The sequence below is a fragment of the Alcanivorax sp. HI0044 genome (genome assembly GCF_001634945.1).
The window spans coordinates 1-22,627 of the sequence record NZ_LWEZ01000774.1 but is presented as its reverse complement, the minus strand read 5'-3'; the positions used below and the strand labels follow the sequence as shown (position 1 = coordinate 22,627).

Sequence of the window (22,627 nt, the reverse complement as noted above, 5' to 3'; positions counted from 1 at the left end):
GGCTACTGAAATTGCTCCCAGTTCTTCTCGAACCGCAACTTGTCCTTTTGATTTTTTACTTGTGCCCAGCGGGCACGAGAACTAAATCCTGCGCCATCAAGATCAATAAAACTGATCCTGTCCGCCTCATCGACCAAGATATTCTGTGCTTTCATATCACCGTGACTAATCCCGGCCCAAAGAAAATGCTCCAACCACCGCCTCACATTCTCTGCAAGACCTTGCGCCCGGGAGCGCTGCTGCTCCATCAACCGGCTCAAGGCGATCGATTCCAGTTTGGGGAAAACAATAACGCTGGTTCCTGCTCGTTCTCCCCGGATAAATTCAACCAGCATAACTGGACGTGGCGTCGGAATTCCCAACAGGGCCCATAGCCAACCCTGGCGCCAGCTGATCATCCCTCGGGAACATTTCATTTTCTGTTTAAGCCGTGCTTTCAGGCCCACTTCCCGATAATGCTTCACCACCCAGTGCTCATTAGCATAAACGCTGATGCGGCTTCCCTTTTTCAACAAAGGCAACGCTTCTGGCTTCTCGCAATAGGCCAACCAAGAGCCCGTCGCGCCCCGATCCATACGATCACTATAGACAACACCGTCCTTGGTCGACTCCACGCAGATAGCAGAACAGTTCCGCTGCGATTTCCGATCGGCCTGCACCATTCGTCTGTGCAAGGCGTGCTGGCAACGTTCCTCAAAATCACGGCTTCGCACACCATGATGCTTCATGAAATGAAGGCATTCCTGAATTAGCGGGGCCTGTAACGCCAATGTCGCCTGGGCGCACATGAGAGCCAGATTGTCGGCCAATGCAGCAGCGCCCCGTGAAGGGACCGGCTTTATCGCACCGGCATCCAGGCAAACGACCTCCCCATCACCATTTACCAGAAAATTCCCCAGATGCAGATCAGTCTGTATCCACCCAGCCTTATACAGCCCCCATACCGTATCCAGCAATGACTTCAACAAAGGCAAATCAACGCCATCAGCAAGTAATTCATCCAGCCCAGCACCCAACACCGGCTCCATCAGCAGGAGTGCATGGTTATCCTGCTCCAGCAATGCCAAGGCTTCAGGCACACAGACACCCTGGGCCGCCAGGGTTTCCAGCAAGGAATATTCATTCCGCCCAGCAGCTTTGCTGTCATTAAAAAACAGCTTGGCAATCACGCTCTTTCCCTGCCACGTTCCTCGGACCACTAACCTCTTGCCGGGCAAATGCCGTAAAACATCCTCAGCAACCAATCGCCCTGCGTCCATATCCAGAGAGAACGGCCCAGCGTCATTCCAGCACCAATGCTGCAAACCTGATAGCGTGATCATTTCATCAGGCTCTTGAGTAAACGGCGCAAATAGCGAGGCTGTAAAGCAGTCAAGGGGGCCTCCCGAAAAAGCTGCCGATACAAATCGCGTACATCGCTGTAACTCTTGGCTCGATCACAGATCTTCAACAGTGAAAGCAATCTGCGAACACGATAACTCTTGCGCTCTTTCTGCGCCCACTCAGGCAGGCCATTATTATCAAAAATTCGCTCTTCCAGAGACATACCAACCGTCAGGGCAGCTCTCACATCATGCCGCATACTGTCTGCATGCTTGTGGATTTTAGCGATAGGTTCTGGTGTCTCCGCCACCGGATAGTTTGCCAACACATGAGCGAACACCGGCAAATCTTCCGTATGACGCAAGTTTGGGTCATAGCGAACCGTTGCAAACAACTGTTGGTGCATAGCACAGGCACCATTAGATATGGTTAATTTTTTCCCCAGGAAGGCAGCGAAGTTTTTCTTACAATCAGCAGTAATGGGCCTTGGTCTGATTTTCTCACAGGCATCTCCGCTACAGGAATAATGGCCACCGATCAGCAGCCGAGCCTGAGGGCTTTCCTGTGCACATTTCTCCAGTGCTAACAACGCCTCCGAACACATCTCGTCATCCGCATCCAGAAAAATCAACCACGGGAATCGAGCTTCCTCAATACCTCTATTACGCACCGCAGACAAACCCTGGTTAACCTGGGGTATATAACGCAGCACATCAGAATGCTGATTCTCCAGTGCCCTCATAATTTCATCGGTATTGTCGGTAGATCCATCATTGATCACCAACACCTCAAAATCAGAATAAGACTGGCTCAATACCGATTGCACCGCCCGTTCAATACAATGACCGTAGTTATAGGCAGGAATGACAACGGAAAAACCGGCACTCATATATCCTTCCCCGGGTGCGGATTAAATTGCAGAGGAAATTGAGGTGTCTTTTCATAATAGCGGCGATAAATTTTTTCGCCTTCTCGCTGACTGGCAGCCAGCAGAGCAGATTTTTCCGTCAGCACATCACGTAAAGATCGCCCACTGTACTCACGCACAAAGCGCAGAACATCTCTTCGCGTCATCCCGTACCGGGCAGTGGAGAAATACAAGCCCCCCAAATCCTTGACTCGCCATCGCTGAGGAACCGCCCCTCGCACCTGGGAACGGTGCAGATCGATCAGGAAAAGAGGCGCGCTTTCATCCCTGGCATGCACCGCAGATGCCGGCATCAAAAAGTGGGCAAGATAAAAATCACGGTGATTAATGCCTGCATCATGCATACGGCGGGCGATAGCAGCCACCCGACGAATCAGCTCGCGCTTGAACCCTACAGGCACTTCTCCTGCCTCAAGCCAGCTTTCGCCCACCTCCTCCAGGCTCAAGGTATCAGCCAGCTCATCCGTGACCAGAAACGATTCCTGACGAGACGGATTGTGGCCACGGCAGCCATACCCTGCCACCGTCATCGTATCCAGCCCTGCGGCCCGAACAGCATCAATCGCACGCACTTCTTGCATGGCGCCAAGCACAGGCAATTTCCCCTGACCCAGATTCTTGAAGATTTCACGCCATCCAATCCCGCCATGGTACTTGAGGAAATAACCTTTTCCGGCATGAAAAAAACGCAGCGTTCTGCGCCCTTCACGCTCCCGGAAAATATCCCCTTGTTGCCGGGCCGCCTGCTCAAACGGGTCCTTGCCGGCCCAGGCCGCCGCCAGATCTTCACGCAGCATCGTGCTCATTCCTGCTCCCCGTCATCGCCCGCTTCCAGTGCTGATACCGCATGCTCCACCAGGTCATAAATATCTGCACTGGCCGCAAATACCCGTCCCCGTTGCCGCCAGTCATCACGCCCCTGCATCAGAAGTGTCTTGGCTGCCAAAGCCATCATGGCAAGCGACGCATTGTCATTCATTACCTGGCCCATGGCCGCCTGCTCAATGTACGGTGAATACCCGCATGCCTTCGTGGTCAAAACCGGCAACCCAGCAATGGCAGCCTCAAGCAATACCGTCCCGGTGTTTTCCGCATAGGCGAGATGCAGCAACAAATCCGCAGACCAAAGCCACTCCGGCACATTGTCCTGCCCACCCATGAAATGCAGGCGCGACATTACACCCAACCCGCGCGCCAGCGCAGCAAAACGCTCAGGGCGGTCATCGCCCACCACAAATAGTTGCGCCTCTGGCAACTCCGCCAGCACATGAATGGCACGATCCAGGCCCTTGGTACGAAAACCGGAGCCCACAAACAACAGCATCGGTTGCTGATCAGTCAGATCCAATTTTTCCCGATGCGCCATACGCACAGACTCATAACACTGGGGCAGCACCCGGTCACGGCGAATACCTGGTGGCAAATCGATAAATCGTTGTTCGGCGGTACCGTAGTGATCCTGAAACAGGGATTTCTGTGGCGGAGAAATGGACAAAATCCGAGTGGTGCTACCCTGTGCAAAAACCGCATGTTCCATATCCAGTTTGCTGCGATAACGCGGTAACCAGGAACGCGGCCAGGAGTAACGCTCGGAAAGACAGCCATCCGCAGCATAATACCAATCCAGCCCAGGCATTTTGTTGAACCCTACTCGCAGGTCAAAATCCGCCCACAACTCACTCACCTGGCCTGCAAACTGCACGTCACGCCGGTGATTGCTGCCAGCAGTCACCGGCAGCAAATGCACAGTAATATCCTTTGGCTTTTCACCTTCCCAGGCCCGGGTAAAAATGGTGACCTGATGACCCCGTGCTACAGCGGCTTGGGCAATAGCCAACATATCCCTTTGCAACCCGCCGAAAGGGAAATACTCGAACAGCACAAACGCCAGCTTCATGAGGCCACCCGTAACAGTTGCTGCCAGACCTGCTTTGGCTTGAGGCTGCTAAAGCAAGGAGGTTCCACCCCCTTGCCCAACTCTCCCCGGTATGTGCACTTCTCCTGCACACAAGGCGCGCAAGGAAAATCCGCCGCCAATGACGAAGCACGAGCACCTTGCACCCCGGTCAGCACCGGGTCCGTTGGGCCATAAAGTGCCACACCCGGCAAACCAGCGGCCGCCGCCAGATGTGCCAAGCCGGTATCCACGGCGATAAAGGCATCCCAGCTCAACAGTTTGTCGGTAAGCGCATCCAGCCCCATTTTCGGCAGCACTGTCACTCGCTCAAGACCGGAAGCCAACCGCTCGGCGCGGGCCTTTTCTTCGTCGTTGCCCCAAGGCACATAAATGCGGTGACCTTCACTACTGGCCAACTCCAGCAACTGCCGCCAGAAAGCCTCCGGGTAATGCTTGGTGGTCCAGGTCGTGCCATGACAAAAAACCAGCTGGGCCGGGCAACTTAACGGAGTCGGCACATGACTGCGAGGCAGACCGTAATCGGGTGCAGTGTCGGGCAGAGGGTAGCCGAGCGACAGTGCGAACAACTGCCGAACCCGGGCAATGGCATGCTGGCCTCGCGCAATCGGTTGTGGATAATCCAGCACTCGGGCAGACAACCCTTCCCGTGCAGAGCTTTTATCCAAACCAAACGTGGGACCACTGGCAAGACGCGTAATGAAAGCGCTTTTCAGCAAACCCTGAGCATCAATCACCGCATCGTAGGAGGTCGCCTGAACGGCGGCTTTGAAGGCAGCCCACTCCCCGGAGCGGCGCGCTCTGATGGGATGTTTGCGCCAGCGGCGCAGGGCACAGGAAAAAGTATTGCTAACCACAGGGTGGCGGCTTGCCAGTTCGACGAAGGCTTCCTCTACAACCCAGTCCACCTGCAGCGCAGGAATCGCTGCCTGTGCATCGGTCAGTGCCGGCAGAGTGTGGATCACATCCCCCATGGAAGAGGTCTTGATCAAAAGCACACGCATTGATCAGGCGCCCCTTAACTTGAACTTACGCTCCATACGGGTCATGAGTGATCGACCCTCACTATCTGCCAGCGGCCGATCAAAGTAAGCCCTTAAAAAACGCAACCTGTCACGGGCAGAAAAACCACTCGCTCGTCTTGCCAACGTCTCCAGGTCACGCAGCCGTGGCTGCCAACGCCGATAGTGCGGCCGGCAGCGCTCCATGTCGATGAAGCGTACGTCATAGCGTTGCTGCTTATCAGACCAAGCCACAAAGATATGTTTGGGATACAAATTTTGGTGAACCAATCCACGCTCATGGAGCAACCGTACCACCGCAGCCACATCTCGTATCAACGTAAATCGACGCGCTGCCGACAACTGGTCCAGCTTCACCTGATCCAGGCTCTGGAAACCCGCCAAATTTAGGCTGACCAACATGGCTTCGTTATCTCCGCCTGAAGAATTGGCCGCAAAAAACACGGGCTCTGCCACGGGCACGCCCGCTTGCCAGCAGCGCATCAGGGCCCGGTATTCCTGATACAACGTCGTTTGTCCGGAAACAGGATGCAGCACACTGCGACGCACATAGTTGCGCTGATGCTTAATGTACACTGTCACTGGCTCACCCTCAGCGCCAATCACACTAGCCCGGAAGACTTGACTGACCCCTCTTCCTCGCTGATTAGGCTCATCGACCAGCGTTTTATCCAACGCCAACCAGTCCTTCATCGTACTCAAGCCGAGCCCATCCAGCGTCAAACGCCAGTGAGGGTGAACATAACTGCCATTCAATTCCATTTGATCACTCATCTCCAACCAGCTGCCCCAGTGCCTCAATCACCTGAGAAGGCGGTAACTGGCGCAGACAGTTCAGGTGGCCCAGCGGGCATTCACGCTCGAAACAGGGGCTACACTCCAGCCCCAATCGTACCACTGCTACCCGATCACCCAAGGGCGGCGTAAAGCCGGGAGACGTTGAGCCGTATACGGCTACCAGTGGCCGCTTCAGGGCGGCCGCAATATGCATCAGACCAGAATCATTACTGACCACCGCCATGGTCGCTGACAGCAAATCCACGGCCTGCTCCAGGGACGTGTTCCCCGCCAGCACCACCGCATGCTCATCCGCACCGTTCTCCAGTGCCCCGACGATCATATCCGCCACGGGCTGGTCTTTACCGGAACCGAAGATCCACACCTGCCCGCCACGCTCGATCCAGTGCTGGGCCACTGCGGCATAATGATGCTCTGGCCAACGCTTGGCCGGACCGAATTCAGCCCCGGGGCACAGCCCCAGCACCGGGCGGTCCAGGTTGAGATTATGCGCCGCCATGGCCCCATTGCGGGAATCGTCACTGACCTGCAAGTGTGGAGCGGTAATTTCATCCAGCCCCGGAACCGGCGCGCCTTCCGGCAATGCCAGCGCCACAAAACGCTGCACCATCAAGGGGTAGCGTTCCTTGTCCAGTTTGCGCACATCGTTGAGCAGGCCATAACGCATTTCGCCCCGCCAGCCGGTGCGCACCGGAACTTTCGCCGAAAACGGCACCAGCGCAGACTTGAGCGAATTGGGCAGCACATAACTTTGCTGATAGTGGCCGCGCAGGGATTTCCCCAATGCGTGCCGCTCACCAAGACGCAAATCGCCATGATCAAACGGCAACGCCAGCGCCTCTCGCACTTCCGGCATGCGTGACAGCAGCGGCCGGCACCAAGTCGGCGCGAGCACATCGATAGCACAATCGGGATATTGATGACGCAGTTCGGAAAACAGCGTTTGCGCCATCACCATGTCGCCGACCCAGGACGGGCCGACGACAAGGATGGCGGAGGGCGAGTCGGTAACGGTAGCCGGCATCCGCCTGCTTCAGCTCACGTAAGTGAGCCAGTCTCCGTAATCGTCATCCAGCTTGCCGCGCACCAAGTCGAAATAGACGGCCTGCAGCTGTTCCGTCACCGGGCCGCGTTTACCGGCACCAATGATACGACCATCCAGTTCACGGATCGGCATGACTTCCGCCGCAGTGCCGGTGAAGAAAGCTTCGTCGGCAATGTAGAGCTCGTCACGGGTGATACGCTTCTCGCGCACCGGATAACCACGCTCTTCTGCCAGTTGCATGATGGTTTTGCGGGTAATGCCATCCAGGCAAGAGGTCAGTTCCGGGGTGTAAATGATACCGTCGCGAACCAGGAACACATTCTCACCGGAGCCTTCCGCCACATACCCTTCGTTATCCAGCAGCAACGCCTCATCGGCACCACCGGACAGGGCTTCGTTCAGCGCCAGCATGGAGTTCATGTAGTTGCCGTTGGCTTTTGCCTTGCACATGGTGATGTTCACGTGGTGGCGGGTATAGCTGGAGGTACGCACCTTGATGCCCAGTTCCAGCGCCTCCGGCGACATGTAGGACGGCCATTCCCAGGCGGCCACCATCACGTGCACTTTCAGGTTGTGGGCACGCAGACCCATGCCTTCACTGCCGTAAAACGCCATCGGGCGCAGGTAGGCGTGGGGCAAATTATTTTCGCGAATCGCAGACAGGTGCGCCTCATTGATCTGCTCCTTGGTATAGGGCAGCTTCATGTTGAGGATATGCGCACTGTTGAAAAACCGGTCGGTGTGATCCTGCAGGCGGAAAATAGCCGGCCCTTTTGCTGTCTCATAGGCCCGCACGCCTTCGAACACGCCCATGCCGTAATGCAGGGTATGCGTCAGCACGTGAACCTTGGCCTCCTGCCAGGGAACCAGCTCGCCATCCAACCAGATAAAACCGTCTCTTACAGCCATCGACATGGCAGTGATACTCCCAGAACTAAGGACCTTTGAGCGAACGCCCTACAGGTCGAACCAATGCTTCCAGATCGTTCGCACGCCTTCACGCAAATCGCGGAATTGAGTGTCGTCGACAATGGATTTCTCTTTGCGCAACGAGGCGCGATGAGCCGCGGACCGGTAAGCCAGGTAGGCTTCCCGCAGCAGGCCGGCATCCTGAGCCGACATAATGTCCAATGCGGCCAGTGTTTCCAGCAAGCGCACATTATCGGTGAAGCGGGTGAGTTCACCGTGGGAGGAGGCCCATCTCAGAACCCCGTATTGCACCATAAATTCGATATCAACGATACCTCCCGGATCCTGCTTGAGGTGAAAAGTGTCCGGGCTTTTGTCGGCCAGGTGATCCACCATCTTGGTGCGCATGGCCAGCACGTCCTCACGGAGTTTCTCCTGCGGACGCGAATCGCACAGCACCTGATGGCGAATATCGTTAAAGCGGTTACGGGCCCGGCTGCAGCCGGCGACCACTCGGGCGCGGACCAGCGCCTGATGCTCCCAGGTCCAGGCATCATTGCGCTGGTATTTTTCGAACGCATCCATGGAGCTCACCAACAGGCCGGCACTACCGGACGGACGCAAGCGGGTATCCACCTCATAGAGCTGGCCGCTCATGGTACGCGTGCCGATGATATGCACGATGCGCTGTCCCAGGCGGGCATAGAACTGCTCATTGGAAACGGATTTTTCCCCGTCAGTCATGCCGCCGCTGGCCGCATCATGCAGGAACACCAGATCCAAATCGGAGTTATGTCCCAGCTCGATCCCCCCCAGCTTGCCGTAACCCACCACCACAAAGTCCGGGCTACAGGGCTGACCGTCATCCCGCGACGGACGCCCATGACGCTCCACCATGGGCTCCCAGGCCAACATCACCACCTGATTAAGAATGCTCTCGGCCAGCCAGGTCAGGTAATCGCTTACCTTCATCAATGGCAGCACTTCGGTCACTTCCGACGCCGCCACCCGCAGCAGATGCGCCTGCTTGAAATTACGCAGCACCTCCATCTGCTGTTCCAGGTCGTCTTCCGCTACTCGCAACAATTGCTGACGCAGCTCGTCATCCAGCTCTGCCCGCTCCGGAGGCGAGTAGAGGGTGCGCACATCAAGGAGCTCATCCAGCAATACCGGGTGGCGAGTGAGCCGCTCGGCAATCCAGGGGCTGGCGCCAGACAGCTTCACCAGCTGCGTCAGTGCACTGGGGTTTTCCACCAGCAGCGCGATGTAGGCACTGCGGCGCAGCACCGCTTCCACGAAGGCAATCAAGCGCGTGGCGGTGGTTTCCCCATGGCCTTGATAACCCAGCGCTTCGAGCATCAAAGGCATCAACCGGTCCAGCCGTTCACGGCTGATGGCTTGCATATTCTCCACCGCCCGGCTGTCGCGAAAATCACTCAACCTGCCGTAGACGGCTTCTGCGTCCTGAACGCCAATGGCATTGAGCTGGGCCGCAGCAGCGTCGTCATCCAGCTGGCCCAACCACAAATCCAGTAATTCCTGGTCCGCCCCCTGGGCGGCATCGGTTTCCTGTTCCGGGTCAGCGATCACCTGGCTGAAATGATGACGCACACTTTCCCGGTAGCGGCGCAGCTTGCGCTCAAAGGCGGCCCGGGCGGAAAAGCCCATGGCAAACGTCAGTCGCTGCCAGCCCAGTTCGTCATCCGGCAGGCGCTGGGTCTGCTTATCCGCCACCGCCTGCAAGCGATGCTCCACATCCCGCAGGAACAGGTAGGCTTCGGTGAGCTCGTCGGCCACATCCTCGGGCAGCAACTCAAGCGCCACCAGTTGCGGCAGCACCTTGATCAGGTTTGGCTCACGCAGGGCCGGCAGCTGGCCACCCCGGATCAACTGGAAAGCCTGCACAATAAATTCCACTTCACGAATGCCACCGGCGCCCAGCTTCACATCGGCCTGCATGCCCTTGCGATTCACTTCCCGCTCGATCAGGGACTTCATTTCCCGTAGGGACTGGAAGGCGCCGTAATCGATATAGCGGCGATAGACGAAGGGATTCAGGCGCTTGATCAGGCGATTACCGGCCTGCAGGTCGCCAGCCATGGGACGCATCTTGATCAGCGCATAGCGCTCCCATTCGCGACCCTGGGTCTCGTAGTAACCCTCCATGGCATCAAAGCCAATGGCCAGCACACCACTCTTGCCCCAGGGGCGCAGGCGCATATCCACTCGGAACACAAAACCGTCAGCGGTGGTCTGATCCAGCGCCTTGATCAGCTGCTGGCCCAGGCGCACAAAGAACTGATGGTGGGTCAGGGCGCGGCGTTCGCCTTCAATTTCGCCCTCGTGCTCATAGGCAAAGATCAGGTCGATGTCGGAAGACAGGTTCAGTTCATGGGCCCCCAGCTTGCCCATGGCCAGCACCACCAACCTGACCGGGTTACCGTCCGGGCCCAGCGGTGTACCACTGCGCTCACAGGCCCAGCCGTAGAGCACCGACAGCGCCTCGTCGATAAGGGTATCCGCCAGCAACGACAGGTCCGCCACGGCACTGTGGTAATCGCCGATCCGGGCCAGATCCCGCCAGACAATGCGCACCATATGGCGATGGCGCAGACGGCGCAGCGCCCGCTTGAGGTCATCCTCGCTGTCGCATTGCGCCAGCAAGGCGCGGATTTCCTCTTTCAGGGACGCCGCCGCCAGCGCCTGGCTCAGGTCACTGGCCAGCAGCCACTCCCCCAGCCCCGGATCGCGCTGAAACTGGGCCGCCACGTAGTCAGAGCCCGCCCATACACGGGGCAAGTCAGTCAACAGGTCGTCAGGAATACGGTGGCCGGATTCGACAAAGTGCTGCCAGTGCTGGCTGACCAGCACCGACAGTTCATCCGGCAGGGAGTGATATTGGGGTTCATTCATGGGCGGCTATTGTCGTACGGCGAAGGGAAAGCTACAAGCAAAACGCCTGACGCCAGACAAAGGCTCGGGTTTTCGGCGTCACGCCTCCGGCGTGCATTCACCCCAACAGAATATCCTGGGATGGCGTCACCCGCATGACCTCTTCAATGGTGGTCAGCCCTTTGGCCACCTTCATGGCACCGCTGATACGCAAGGGCTTCATGCCCGACTTCAGCGATGCACGAGTGATCGTTTCCAGATCTGCCCCCCGGGTGATGTGGTTTTTCAGGGTGGTACGTAGCGGCATGGTTTCATATACCCCCATACGCCCCCGATACCCCGTACCCCGGCACTCCAGGCAGCCCACCGGCTGATAGAGGGTCTCCGGCATCTTCATCTTGAAGGGCCGCACCAGCTCCTCCCAGGCCTGCGGATCGGTTTCGCTGGGGGTCTTGCAGTTCGGGCAAAGGGTACGCACCAACCGCTGCGCCATCACGCCCAGCACGGTGGCACTGATCATATACGGGGCCACACCCAAATCGATCAAGCGAGTCACCGACGACGGCGCATCGTTAGTGTGCAGGGTCGACAACACCAGGTGGCCAGTAAGTGCCGCCTGAATGGCCATATCGGCGGTTTTCAGGTCGCGAATCTCCCCGATCATGATGATATCCGGATCCTGACGCAGCATGGCCTTCACCCCCTGGGCAAAGTCCACATCGATATTGGCCTGAATCTGCATCTGGTTAAAACTGGGCTCCACCATTTCGATAGGGTCCTCAATGGTGCAGACGTTCACCTCGCTGGTGGCCAGCTGCTTGAGGGTGGAATACAACGTGGTGGTTTTCCCCGAACCGGTGGGGCCGGTCACAAAGATGATGCCATGGGGATGGCTGGTCATCTGATGCCAGGTGTCATGATCCTCTTTGGTAAAACCCAGCTGTTCGAAACTGCGCACCAGCACGTCCGGATCGAACACCCGCATCACCATCTTTTCGCCAAACGCGGTGGGCAAGGTGGAAATACGCAGTTCGATCTCGGCCCCTTCCGGCGATTTGGTTTTCAGGCGGCCATCCTGGGGTTTGCGCTTTTCCGCCACATTCAAGCGGCTGAGAATCTTCAGACGGCTGGTCACCGCCGCCATGATGGCAGCGGGCAACTCGTACACATCGTGCAGCACCCCATCGATGCGAAACCGCATCTTGCCGGTTTCCCGGCGCGGCTCCAGATGAATATCACTGGCCCGCTGGGAAAACGCATACTGCAGAATCCAGTCCACAATATTGACGATATGCTGATCGTCTGCATCGTGGTGGCCCTTGCCCACTTCCAGCAATTGCTCGAAGTTGGTGATGCCCGACATTTCCTGACCGGTATTCCCGGCCGCCCCGGCGATGGAGCGGCTCAGGTTATAGAACTCGATCCGGTAGCGGCGCATCTGCTCCGGATTGACCAACACCACTTCCAGCTCACGATCGCGCAGCACCTGCTGCAAATGCGCCTGCCAGTCGCGCACAAACGGCTGATCGCAGGCCACCACCACCTTGTCGCGATGCACTTCCACCGCCACGATGCCGTGGCGCTCGGCGAACGCATAGCTCATCACATTGGTGACCTGATCCACATGCACCTTGAGCGGGTCGATGTTGTACACCGGCAACCCACTCTTGGCCGACAGCCACTGGGTCAGAAAATCCACATCCAGTAACTGGTGGGTATCGGTCCGGTCCGTGAGGCGGTATTTGGCCAGCACCTGAATGGCGTGCCAGTTCAGCTCTTTCTTCTCGCGAGGCGTGGTAGAGATGACGTTAAAGTCTTCCTTGCTGACGCGCCCTTCATCCAACAACTCACGCATCAACCAGCGCACATCAACCAGCAGGCCGTCCAGCTTGGCCGGATCCGCGGGGGCGTTAACACTCACTTTCGTCACTCTCTCTACTCTCCCTGACTCTTCACCGCACGCAATCGGGGTCATCTCATTATTCTGGCGTAGACCAAGGCGGCCTATCAGCCTCTTTACTGTAACCCTAACACTGAACCCCTGACAGCCCCGTCCGCTTTCTCTATACTCGCGACCCAATTCATGACGGAACTGTGACATCGTTGTCACCGGCCCGCCGCCGCTACCCGCCAGCAGCGAATAGCGGCATCATGGGAAGCTGTTTCCAACCCTAAAACTTGGACCCGAGGCGCCTATGTCCTTTGGAAGCTCCATTGCCGGCCTGTTCGGCCGCTCGCCAATCAAACCCCTGCAACAACACTACGACACCGTTCACGACTGTGCCCGTACGCTGGCAGACTTCTTCGCCGCCGTGACCGATAACGACTGGGACAAGGCTCGCGCCGCCCGCAAGCGCATCGCCGAGCTGGAAAACCAGGCCGACGAGCTGAAAAAAGAGTTCCGGCTGAATCTGCCCAAAAGCCTGTTCCTGCCCATGCCCCGCACCGATCTGCTCGACCTGATCAGCGTGCAGGACAAGGTGGCCAACAAGGCCAAGGACATCTCCGGGCTGATGCTGGGCCGACAAATGTCCATCCCGTCAGTGCTGGCCGATGTGATGCAAGCCTATGTACAAGGCGCCATCGACACCTCGGCCCAGGCACAAAAGGCCATCAACGAGCTCGACGAACTGATCGAGACCGGCTTCAGTGGCCGGGAAATCCGCCTGGTGGAAGAACTGATCGAAGAACTGGATCGCCTGGAGCGAGCCAACGACGAGCAACAAATCACCATCCGCGCCACCCTCTTCAAGCTGGAAAGCGAGCTGTCGCCGGTGGACGTTATCTTCCTCTACAAGATCATCGAATGGGTGGGCGATCTCGCCGATCGCGCCCAGAAAGTAGGCGGCCGCCTGCAGATGCTGGTCGCACGCTAGGAGAGTTCTTATGGAGTGGATGCTCGAGCATACCTATCTGATGCTGCTGTTGGCCGGCGCCTTCGGCTTCCTGATGGCCTGGGGGGTCGGCGCCAACGATGTGGCCAACGCCATGGGCACCTCGGTAGGCGCCAAGGCCCTCACCGTCAAACAGGCGGTGATCATCGCCATTATCTTTGAGTTTGCCGGGGCCTACCTGGCCGGCGGAGAGGTGACCGCCACCATCCGCAAGGGCATCATTGATGCCGAAACCTTCTCCCACGCCCCCCAGTATCTGGTCTACGGCATGATGTCCGCGCTGCTGGCGGCAGGCATCTGGCTGATGGTCGCCTCCTGGTTCGGCTGGCCGGTGTCCACCACCCACTCCATCGTCGGCGCCATTGTCGGCTTTGCCGCCGTGGGCCTGGGCATGGATGCAGTGCACTGGGACAAGGTGGGCTCCATCGTCGCCAGCTGGGTGACGTCGCCCTTGCTCGCCGGGGTGATTTCCTTCGCCCTGATACGCAGTGTGCAGCGACTGGTACTCAACCACGACGACCCCTTCGAGCGCGCCAAGAAAGTGGTGCCCTACTACATGTTCATGGTCGGGTTCGTCATCTCCATGGTCACCATGGTGAAGGGTCTCAAGCACATTGGCCTGGAAATCTCTTTCTTCCAGAGCTTCCTCTGGGCCCTGGGTGGTGGCGCCATCGTCATGGCGGTGGGCTCCATGTTCCTCAAACGCATCAAGCCTGACCCGGAAGCCGACAAGGACTTTCGCTTCAGCTCCGTGGAGCGGGTATTCGCCGTATTGATGATCTTCACCGCCTGCGCCATGGCCTTTGCCCACGGCTCCAACGACGTGGCCAACGCCGTGGGCCCGCTGGCGGCCATCAACAGCGTGCTGGCTTCCGGCGGCGAAGTGGGCGCCAAGGCAGCAATGCCCAGCTGGATCCTGCTGGTAGGTGCCATGGGCATCGTCTTCGGCCTCGCCATCTTCGGCGCCCGGGTGATGGCCACCGTGGGCAAGAAGATCACCGAGCTGACCCCGTCCCGCGGCTTCGCCGCCGAACTGGGCGCTGCCACCACCGTGGTTCTGGCCTCCGGCACCGGCCTGCCCATCTCCACCACCCATACCCTGGTGGGCGCCATCCTCGGCGTCGGCATGGCCCGCGGCATCGGTTCCCTGAACCTGCGCGTGATCAGCACCATCTTCACCTCCTGGGTGGTCACCCTCCCGGCAGGTGCGCTGCTCTCCATCCTGTTCTTCTATTTCTTCAAGGGACTGTTTGGGGCTTAAGGAGACGCTGCACGCATCACGCAGCAAGCAACACACCAACGCCGCCCTCCGGGCGGCGTTTTTGTTTGGCGTCGAGCATCTGGCGTCTGGCCTCAGGCGTAATTCGCTGGCTATACTGGCCAGTCAACGACTTACCTCCCTCCCATAGCGGGAAAACAGCAGGGAAAACACCGTGTCCAGCAACACACCCGACAATCAGGTCCATTGGTTCCGTCACTCCTCGCCGTACATCAACGCGCACCGGGGCCGAACCTTTGTGGTGATGCTGGCCGGGGAACTGCTGGACGGGCCACGGCTGGCTCCCCTGATCCACGACCTGGCCCTGCTCAACAGCCTGGGCATAAAGCTGGTATTGGTCCATGGCGCCCGGCCGCAAATCAGTGCGCACCTGGCCAGGGCGGGCATCGAATCCACCTTCGAACAGCACATGCGCATCACCGATAGCGCCGCGCTGGACAGCGTCATGGCCGCCGTGGGTGGGCTGCGCCTGAAACTGGAAGGGCTGTTCTCCATGGGCCTGGCCAACTCGCCCATGCACAACGCGGGCATCCGGCTGGTCAGCGGCAATTTCGTGGTGGCCAAACCGGTGGGTGTACGTAACGGCTTCGACTACCAGCACACCGGCGAAGTGCGGCGCATCGACGTGGACGCCATCCGCCAGCAACACCAGAGCGGCAACGTGGTGCTGCTCTCCCCGGTCGGCTGCTCGCCCACCGGCGAGCTGTTCAATGTGAACGCCGAAGAAGTGGCCTCCACCGCCGCCATCGCCCTGGGCGCAGACAAACTGATCCTGCTCGGTGATGACCTGCGTCTGGCTGACACCCAGGGCGACCTCATCCGCGAACTGTCGCCCCAGGAGGCCGGCAAGTTGCTGGCGGAAGACAAACGGGCAGACAACGGCATCGACCGGCAACTCACCGCGGCCTGCCACGCCGCCAGCAATGGCGTGGCACGCGCCCACCTGCTGGACGCCCTCGTGGACGGCGCGCTGATCAAGGAACTGTTCACCCGCGACGGCTGCGGCACCCTGGTCACCCGGGAAACCTACGAAACCATCCGTGGCGCCCGCATCGAAGATGTGGGTGGCATTCTGGAGCTGATCGAACCGCTGGAAGAAGACGGCACCCTGGTCCGCCGGTCAAGAGAGCTACTGGAAAACGAAATCCAGCGCTTCGCCATCATCGAACGCGACGGCATGGTCATCGCCTGCGCCGCCCTGTACCCCTTCCCGGAAGACAAGACCGGCGAACTCGCCTGCGTCGCCGTTCACTCCGGCTACCGCAAAGGCGAACGGGGCGCCCAGGTACTCGGCTATCTGGAACGGCGTGCACGGGAACAGGGCCTGCACAGCCTGTTCGTGCTCACCACGCTCACCGCGCACTGGTTTCAGCAACAGGGGTTTGAAGCGGCGGGCGTCGATGCACTGCCGGGAGCCCGGCAGTCGCTGTATAACTGGCAGCGGAATTCGAAGGTGTTTGTGAAAGCGCTGTAACCAGCCGCACACCGACAAAGCAGCTTCAAACTACCTTGCCCCCAGAGTCTATTAACGCTCTCTGATCTATCAGCGGGCTACTGAGAATCAGCAAATTGCCATTATTATCTCGCACCCGGAAATCGCGGCTGCCATAGTCCCTATCCGCCAAATCGCCAACAAAGTCGAGGCGTTGAATCGAGAATTCGCGATGGACAGCATCCACGTCACTGACAAAGATTACGCACACCCCTGAACCTGCATACGCCTTTCGTCCTTCACCAAACTCCATGATGGTTCGGCCCCTTGCGACTACGCCGTAGGGAGGATCTTGCCAGAGAACCTCAACCTCAAATCCTAGCGCCTGCTCATAAAATATCGCCGTCTCAACCACATTCCGTACCGGCAAGATTGGATTGGCGCCCAGGAACAGCTCGCCATCAGCACCGTCTTCACTCCTCAGCGTGGCAACCTCCACCTCGAGGGCCGCCGCAATACACTTGAGAGATTCCAGCCCCGTGCTATGCCCACGCTCAAGGCGCTGCACCGTCCTGACACTTAGCCCACTGAAGTCGGCTAGCTGCTCCTGTGACCAACCTCTGGAAAGTCACATGTTTTTTATCATCCGGGACGATCTCGTCAAAAACGGCCCATGACAATGTCATATCCACAAAACAGGGACCACGACAGAAATCCGACATCCCAGGGGCGCAATATCCAACGCTATGCGCCCGGAAAAACCAGGCCGCTCTCACAGAAAAGGAAGTCCACACGGTCATCTTTCAACGCCGCCAACGCTTCTTCGGGAGTATTGATAATCGGCTCCTCATGAGCGTTAAAACTGGTATTCACCAGCGACTTCAACCCCGTGAGCGCAGCAAACTCCGTCAGTACGTCATAGTACAAAGGGTTATCTTCCCGATAAATCACCTGGGGGCGAGCCGTGCCATCCACATGAACGACGGCGGGAATTCGGCTTTTCCACTCGTCCTTTACATCGGTGGTAATGGTCATAAACCGGCTCGGGTAAAGGTTTTTATCAGAAATATCGAACAGCTCCTGCGCATCGTTTTCCCGTACGAACGGGGCAAAAGGCATGAATTCGGTGCGTTGCAGCCGCTGATTGATACTGTCGTTTACTCCACGATCTGCGGGGCTCGCCACAATACTTCTGGCACCCAACGCTCTGGGGCCCATTTCCATGCCACCGTAAAAAATGGCACCCACTCCACCCTGAGCAATCAAGTCAGCGGCCTGACGAGCAGGCTCATCACCCGCTTCAACCCGGAACCCGCCCTGCCTAGCAGCCTCGAGCAAATCATCACCTGAATAATGGCGACCGAAATACAATGACGTCAGTCGTTCACGCTCAACCGGGTTACCCAATCTGTTGACCCAGTAATCAATGCAGGCACCAACCGGCAGGCCTTCGTCACTCATCGCCGGGAACACAAACACCTCGTCCACACCTTCAAGCTCGGCAATTTTCTGGTTCATCCTCACATTGGAGAACACCCCGCCAGACAACCCGATATAACGCCCCCCATGCAATGCCCTAAGCGTTTCTACCCATTCAACAAGCAGCGACTCCGTGGCCACCTGAATAGAGGCAGCCACGTCTTCCCGGCTGTCGCCTTCGAATATTGATTTCAGCGCCTGCTTCAATGCCGCAGCACCTTGCATTTCGCTGCTCAGGGCTCCGGTCTCTTTGTCGATATGCCACAGGCCCAGAATCTGCTCTGCGCGTATCGGTTTGCCAAATGCGGCAAGTCCCGTCAATTTGCCTTCATGCCGGTTCGGCATAAAACCGCAAATCTCAGTGGCGAATGCGTACGCCAGGCCAATGGATGCCCCCGTGTTTTGTGGCGTCTTCAGCGTCTCATCACCACCCAACACGCACTCCAGTCCCTTTCCGGCGTCGAGATACGCGGAGTATTGGGCATAATCCCCACCACCGTCACAGCTCAGGAAAAGGCCTTCATCCCAATCGGTGTAATACCAAGCCGCTGCCACATGACAATAGTGATGGTTGGCAAAATAAATCTCGGTTTTAGGCCCCACACCCAGCGCTTTTCGAAGCAAGCTCTGATCGATCAACGCCGTTTCATCCAGCCCGGTTTTGCGCATTTGCCCCGCCAGGTTCAGATCTCGTGTTGGCGCAGGCATCAACTTGCGTTTGAGCGTCTGTACCGGGTGGCTGGTCTTGCGAAACGTATGCTCCGGGATACGGGTACGCGTCAAGGCAACAACATCCACATCCTTGCGGGTTAGCCCTACAGCATCCAGCGCTTCATCAATGGAAGCCAGAGCAAAAAAACCGCCATCGTTCTTAATCCGGCTGACCCGCTCTTCCTTGCAGAAAGAAACCAGCTTCTCATCTCTGAATACAGCGGCGCCAGCATCGTGCCCTGTGTGGAGACCCAGTATTATCATTTTCATTCCTCTGTTGAACCGGAACCCGGCAAGCCATCCCGGCCTGCGGTCAAATAAACCGCCCATTCTACATACTCTAGCCGTTGGCTGAACCAGAGCAGACAACTTAGCGAAACCCCGTCATTACGGTACAATGCCCCCCCTTACGCCCTGTTTGCTGAATTCAAGAGGTTCCCATGCCGCAGTATCGCTCCCGTACCACCACCCATGGCCGCAATATGGCTGGCGCCCGTGCCCTGTGGCGCGCCACGGGCATGAAGGACGGGGACTTCGGTAAACCGATTATTGCCATCGCCAACTCCTTTACCCAGTTCGTGCCCGGGCACGTGCACCTGAAGGACATGGGCCAGCTGGTGGCCGGCGAGGTGGAGAAGGCCGGGGGGATCGCCAAGGAATTCAACACCATTGCGGTGGATGACGGCATTGCCATGGGCCACGACGGGATGCTCTATTCCCTGCCCAGCCGCGACATCATTGCCGATTCCGTGGAATACATGGTCAACGCCCACTGCGCCGACGCCATTGTCTGTATTTCCAACTGCGACAAGATCACCCCCGGTATGCTGATGGCCGCCATGCGCCTGAACATCCCGGTGATCTTCGTATCCGGCGGCCCCATGGAAGCGGGCAAGACCAAGCTGGCCGAGGGCAAGCTGGACCTGGTGGACGCCATGGTGATGGCCGCCGATGACAGCGTGGACGAAGAAACCCTGAATGAAGTGGAGCGCTCTGCCTGCCCCACCTGCGGCTCCTGTTCCGGCATGTTCACCGCCAACTCCATGAACTGCCTGACCGAAGCACTGGGCCTGTCCCTGCCCGGCAACGGCTCACTGCTGGCCACCCATGCCGACCGTCGCGAGCTGTTCCTGGAAGCCGGTCGCCGCATCGTGGATATCACCCGGCGCTATTACGAGCAGGACGAAGAGGCCTTGCTGCCGCGCAATATCGCCACGGTTAAGGCGTTTGAGAACGCCATGAGCCTGGATATCGCCATGGGCGGGTCCACCAACACCGTGCTGCACTTGCTGGCAGCGGCACTGGAAGGCGAAGTGGATTTCACCATGGAAGACATCGACCGCCTGAGCCGCAAAGTGCCGTGCCTGTCGAAAGTGGCCCCGGCCACCCAGAAATACCATATGGAAGACGTGCACCGCGCCGGCGGCGTCATGGGCATTCTCGGCGAGCTGGACCGGGCCGGCCTGCTCAACCGGGACATCCCCATGGTGCATTCAGCATCCGTGGCCGAGGCCCTGGAGCATTACGACATCATGCGCACCAGCGACGAAGGCGTGAAGAAGATGTTCACCGCCGGCCCGGCGGGCATCCCCACCCAGACGGCTTTCAGCCAAGAAACCCGCTGGGACAGCCTGGACAACGACCGGGAAAACGGCTGCATCCGCAACTACGCAAACGCCTACAGCAAGGACGGCGGCCTGGCCGTGCTCTATGGCAACATCGCCGAGCGCGGCTGCATCGTGAAAACCGCCGGGGTGGATGACTCTATCCTCAAGTTCACCGGCCGCGCCCGGGTGTTCGAATCCCAGGACTCTGCGGTACGCGCCATCCTCGGCGACCAGATCGTTGCCGGCGATGTGGTGGTGATTCGCTACGAAGGCCCCAAAGGCGGCCCGGGCATGCAGGAAATGCTCTACCCCACCAGCTACCTGAAATCCAAAGGGCTGGGCAAGGAATGCGCATTGCTGACCGATGGCCGTTTCTCCGGCGGCACCTCCGGCCTGTCCATCGGCCACGCTTCTCCGGAAGCGGCGGAAGGCGGTGCCATTGCCCTGGTGAATGAAGGCGACACCATCGATATCGATATCCCCAACCGCACCATCCGCCTGGATATCAGCGATGAAGAACTGGCGCATCGCCGCACCCACATGGAAAACCGTGGCAAGCTGGCCTTCAAACCCAAGGAAATCCGTCCACGCCGGGTGTCCACCGCACTGAAAGCCTACGCCGCACTGACCACCAGCGCCGACCGCGGCGCAGTGCGTGACCTGAGCCAGATCGGCGAGTAATTCCCGGAAAGCCGTAGCAACAGAAAAGGCGACCCAGGAGGTCGCCTTTTTTGTTGCTACGGCGCTGGACGCATAACGCTTGATGCCTGACGCGAAACAAACACCCTCGCGTGCCACAACGAACACTTTCTCGTGCAAACGAGCGCCACACAAGCGATCTCAGCACGGGTTTGTCTTTACCGTCCGGCATCAGGCGTCCAGCATCCAGCGTTTTACTCCTTTTCACGGAAACGGCTGGATGGCTTAGGCTATAGTCGACAGTCTGGCCAACAATGCGCCATGCCAAAGGAGCCATCATTCGCATGAGCCTCAAACACAAGCTAATGCCCCTGCTTGCCCGCCTGATCACCAGTGAAGGCCTGCAACAGTTACGCCGCAGACTATTGGAGTGGCGCCGCATATTACGCCGGCAGCCCCACCAGGCCACCTTCTACTTCCGCATTGATGACCCTTACTCGGTGCTGATGGCACAGGTAATGCCGCGCTTTGCCCGCCACTTCGGCATCACCGTCACCCCCCGGGTGATGCTGTATCTGGACCAGCAGATGTACCCCGCCGCCGACATGCTCGCGGAGCTCGCCCCCCGTGACGCGGTCAAGCTGGCCAATCTGCACGGGCTGGATTTTCCCGAAGACTGGCAGCTGCCGCCCCGTGAAGTCAGCCTGGCCGCCACCCGCTGCCTGCTGAAACACGAAGGCGACGAGCGCTTCTGGAGCCTGGCCGCTGCCCTGGCCGATGCCCTGTGGCGCGATGATCACGACAAACTGGAAGCCCTGCTCAGCGAGCACGGCCAACAGGCCGCCGATCGGGCCCAGCTGGCACTGGAAGCCCGCCGGGACCAGTTTCTGAAGGACGGCCACTACCTCACTGGCACCCTGCACTACGCCGGCGAATGGTATTGGAGCGTGGAGCGGCTGGATCATCTGGGCCACCGCCTCAACGAGCTGGGACTGGGCGGCGCCGACTGGCCGCTACCCTACGGCCGCGCCAAACGGGCCCGCCTGAAAGACACCCCGGAAGCCCTCAAAGGCACCCCGCTGGCGCTGTATTTTTCCTTTCGCAGCCCCTATTCCTACATCGCCCTGGCGCGCACCTATGCGCTGGCGGACCACTACGGGCTGGACCTGAAAATCCGCCCAGTGCTGCCCATGGTCATGCGCGGGCTCACGGTCCCCAAAGCCAAGCGTTTCTACATCCTCAAGGACGCCGCCCGGGAAGCCCGCCTGCACGCAGTGCCGTTCGGCAAGGTCTGCGACCCGGTGGGCGCCGGCGTGGAGCGCTGCATGGCGATCTGGCCCTTTGCCGAAAAAGAAGGCCGCCTGCGCGAATGGCTGCGCGCCGCCGCCACCGGCATCTGGAGCCAGGGAATTAACGCCGCCAGCGATAATGGCCTGAAATTTCTGGTGGAAAACGCCGGCCTGGACTGGAACCGGGCCCGCCGCTGGCTGGACGACGACGATTGGCGCGAACGGGCCGAAGCCAACCGCGACGCCATGATGGAAGCCGGCAGCTGGGGGGTACCGAGCTTTATGACTCAAGATGACATGACTTGGGGCCAGGATCGTTTTGCGATCATCGAGCAGAGGCTGCTAGCCTCACGAACCGATGACAAGGACTGAGATACCCTCGCCTTCATTCCCGTAGGAGCGGCGCTTGAGCCGCGAAGCCTGAGACCTTTGCGCCAACAGCTTCGCGGCTCAAGCGCCGCTCCT

The 22,627-nt window shown here is 58.8% G+C and carries 17 protein-coding genes; 5 read left to right on the top strand and 12 right to left on the bottom strand.

Annotated elements, in window-relative coordinates:
• Positions 1-2 precede the first annotated feature (2 nt).
• From A3730_RS09265 to A3730_RS09220, 10 genes are all read right to left on the bottom strand, one after another.
• Complete coding sequence (locus A3730_RS09265; RefSeq protein WP_231880446.1) at positions 3-1,169, bottom strand: lipopolysaccharide kinase InaA family protein; 1,167 nt, start codon at positions 1,167-1,169, stop codon at positions 3-5.
• Between the two features lie 149 nt (positions 1,170-1,318).
• Positions 1,319-2,212, bottom strand: coding sequence for a glycosyltransferase family 2 protein (locus tag A3730_RS09260; RefSeq protein ID WP_063518749.1), 894 nt, complete (start codon positions 2,210-2,212; stop codon positions 1,319-1,321).
• A complete protein-coding gene (gene rfaP, locus A3730_RS09255) occupies positions 2,209-3,057 on the bottom strand; it encodes a lipopolysaccharide core heptose(I) kinase RfaP (RefSeq protein WP_063519076.1) in 849 nt (282 codons plus the stop codon). The genes A3730_RS09260 and rfaP overlap by 4 nt, the downstream gene beginning before the upstream one ends.
• Entirely contained in the window at positions 3,054-4,148 is a 1,095-nt protein-coding gene (locus A3730_RS09250; protein WP_063519077.1) for a glycosyltransferase family 4 protein, read from the bottom strand. The genes rfaP and A3730_RS09250 overlap by 4 nt, the downstream gene beginning before the upstream one ends.
• Complete coding sequence (waaC, locus tag A3730_RS09245; protein ID WP_063519078.1) at positions 4,145-5,170, bottom strand: lipopolysaccharide heptosyltransferase I; 1,026 nt, start codon at positions 5,168-5,170, stop codon at positions 4,145-4,147. Before waaC ends, A3730_RS09250 begins: the two co-directional genes overlap by 4 nt.
• Before the next feature lie 3 nt (positions 5,171-5,173).
• Positions 5,174-5,950 (bottom strand): lipopolysaccharide kinase InaA family protein, encoded by a 777-nt coding sequence (locus tag A3730_RS09240; RefSeq protein WP_063537969.1) that lies wholly within the window; start codon positions 5,948-5,950, stop codon positions 5,174-5,176.
• A gap of 4 nt (positions 5,951-5,954) precedes the next feature.
• On the bottom strand, positions 5,955-7,010 hold the full coding sequence (gene waaF / locus A3730_RS09235) for a lipopolysaccharide heptosyltransferase II (RefSeq protein ID WP_063519080.1): 1,056 nt from the start codon (positions 7,008-7,010) through the stop codon (positions 5,955-5,957).
• Positions 7,011-7,019: 9 nt separating this feature from the next.
• Complete coding sequence (locus A3730_RS09230) at positions 7,020-7,946, bottom strand: branched-chain amino acid transaminase (RefSeq protein ID WP_011589575.1); 927 nt, start codon at positions 7,944-7,946, stop codon at positions 7,020-7,022.
• 42 nt (positions 7,947-7,988) lie between these two features.
• On the bottom strand, positions 7,989-10,853 hold the full coding sequence (gene glnE, locus A3730_RS09225; RefSeq protein WP_063537967.1) for a bifunctional [glutamate--ammonia ligase]-adenylyl-L-tyrosine phosphorylase/[glutamate--ammonia-ligase] adenylyltransferase: 2,865 nt from the start codon (positions 10,851-10,853) through the stop codon (positions 7,989-7,991).
• A gap of 97 nt (positions 10,854-10,950) precedes the next feature.
• The gene (locus A3730_RS09220) at positions 10,951-12,762 is read right to left on the bottom strand and encodes a GspE/PulE family protein (RefSeq protein ID WP_063537965.1); all 1,812 of its coding nucleotides are present in this window, start codon (positions 12,760-12,762) and stop codon (positions 10,951-10,953) included.
• Between the two features lie 265 nt (positions 12,763-13,027).
• Here A3730_RS09220 and A3730_RS09215 point away from each other — a divergent pair, with 265 nt between their 5' ends.
• From A3730_RS09215 to argA, 3 genes are all read left to right on the top strand, one after another.
• Positions 13,028-13,708 carry a TIGR00153 family protein gene (locus A3730_RS09215; RefSeq protein ID WP_063519788.1) on the top strand — a complete coding sequence of 227 codons (681 nt, stop codon included), beginning with the start codon at positions 13,028-13,030 and terminating at the stop codon, positions 13,706-13,708.
• Positions 13,709-13,718: 10 nt separating this feature from the next.
• A complete protein-coding gene (locus A3730_RS09210; RefSeq protein WP_063519787.1) occupies positions 13,719-14,987 on the top strand; it encodes an inorganic phosphate transporter in 1,269 nt (422 codons plus the stop codon).
• Between the two features lie 172 nt (positions 14,988-15,159).
• Positions 15,160-16,479: an amino-acid N-acetyltransferase gene (gene argA, locus A3730_RS09205; RefSeq protein ID WP_063519786.1), complete on the top strand. Its 1,320-nt coding sequence runs from the start codon at positions 15,160-15,162 to the stop codon at positions 16,477-16,479.
• A 25-nt stretch (positions 16,480-16,504) separates the two neighbouring features.
• Here argA and A3730_RS09200 read toward each other — a convergent pair whose 3' ends face one another.
• Together A3730_RS09200 and A3730_RS09195 are read right to left on the bottom strand one after the other, a co-directional pair.
• A complete protein-coding gene (locus A3730_RS09200; RefSeq protein ID WP_369817609.1) occupies positions 16,505-17,005 on the bottom strand; it encodes a VOC family protein in 501 nt (166 codons plus the stop codon).
• 176 nt (positions 17,006-17,181) lie between these two features.
• Entirely contained in the window at positions 17,182-18,891 is a 1,710-nt protein-coding gene (locus A3730_RS09195) for a carbamoyltransferase C-terminal domain-containing protein (protein ID WP_063537963.1), read from the bottom strand.
• 176 nt (positions 18,892-19,067) lie between these two features.
• On the opposite strand from A3730_RS09195, the gene ilvD reads away from it, so the two are divergent.
• Positions 19,068-20,915 (top strand): dihydroxy-acid dehydratase, encoded by a 1,848-nt coding sequence (gene ilvD, locus A3730_RS09190; protein ID WP_063537961.1) that lies wholly within the window; start codon positions 19,068-19,070, stop codon positions 20,913-20,915.
• A gap of 302 nt (positions 20,916-21,217) precedes the next feature.
• Positions 21,218-22,534: a 2-hydroxychromene-2-carboxylate isomerase gene (locus tag A3730_RS09185; protein WP_063518960.1), complete on the top strand. Its 1,317-nt coding sequence runs from the start codon at positions 21,218-21,220 to the stop codon at positions 22,532-22,534.
• Positions 22,535-22,627 lie beyond the last annotated feature (93 nt).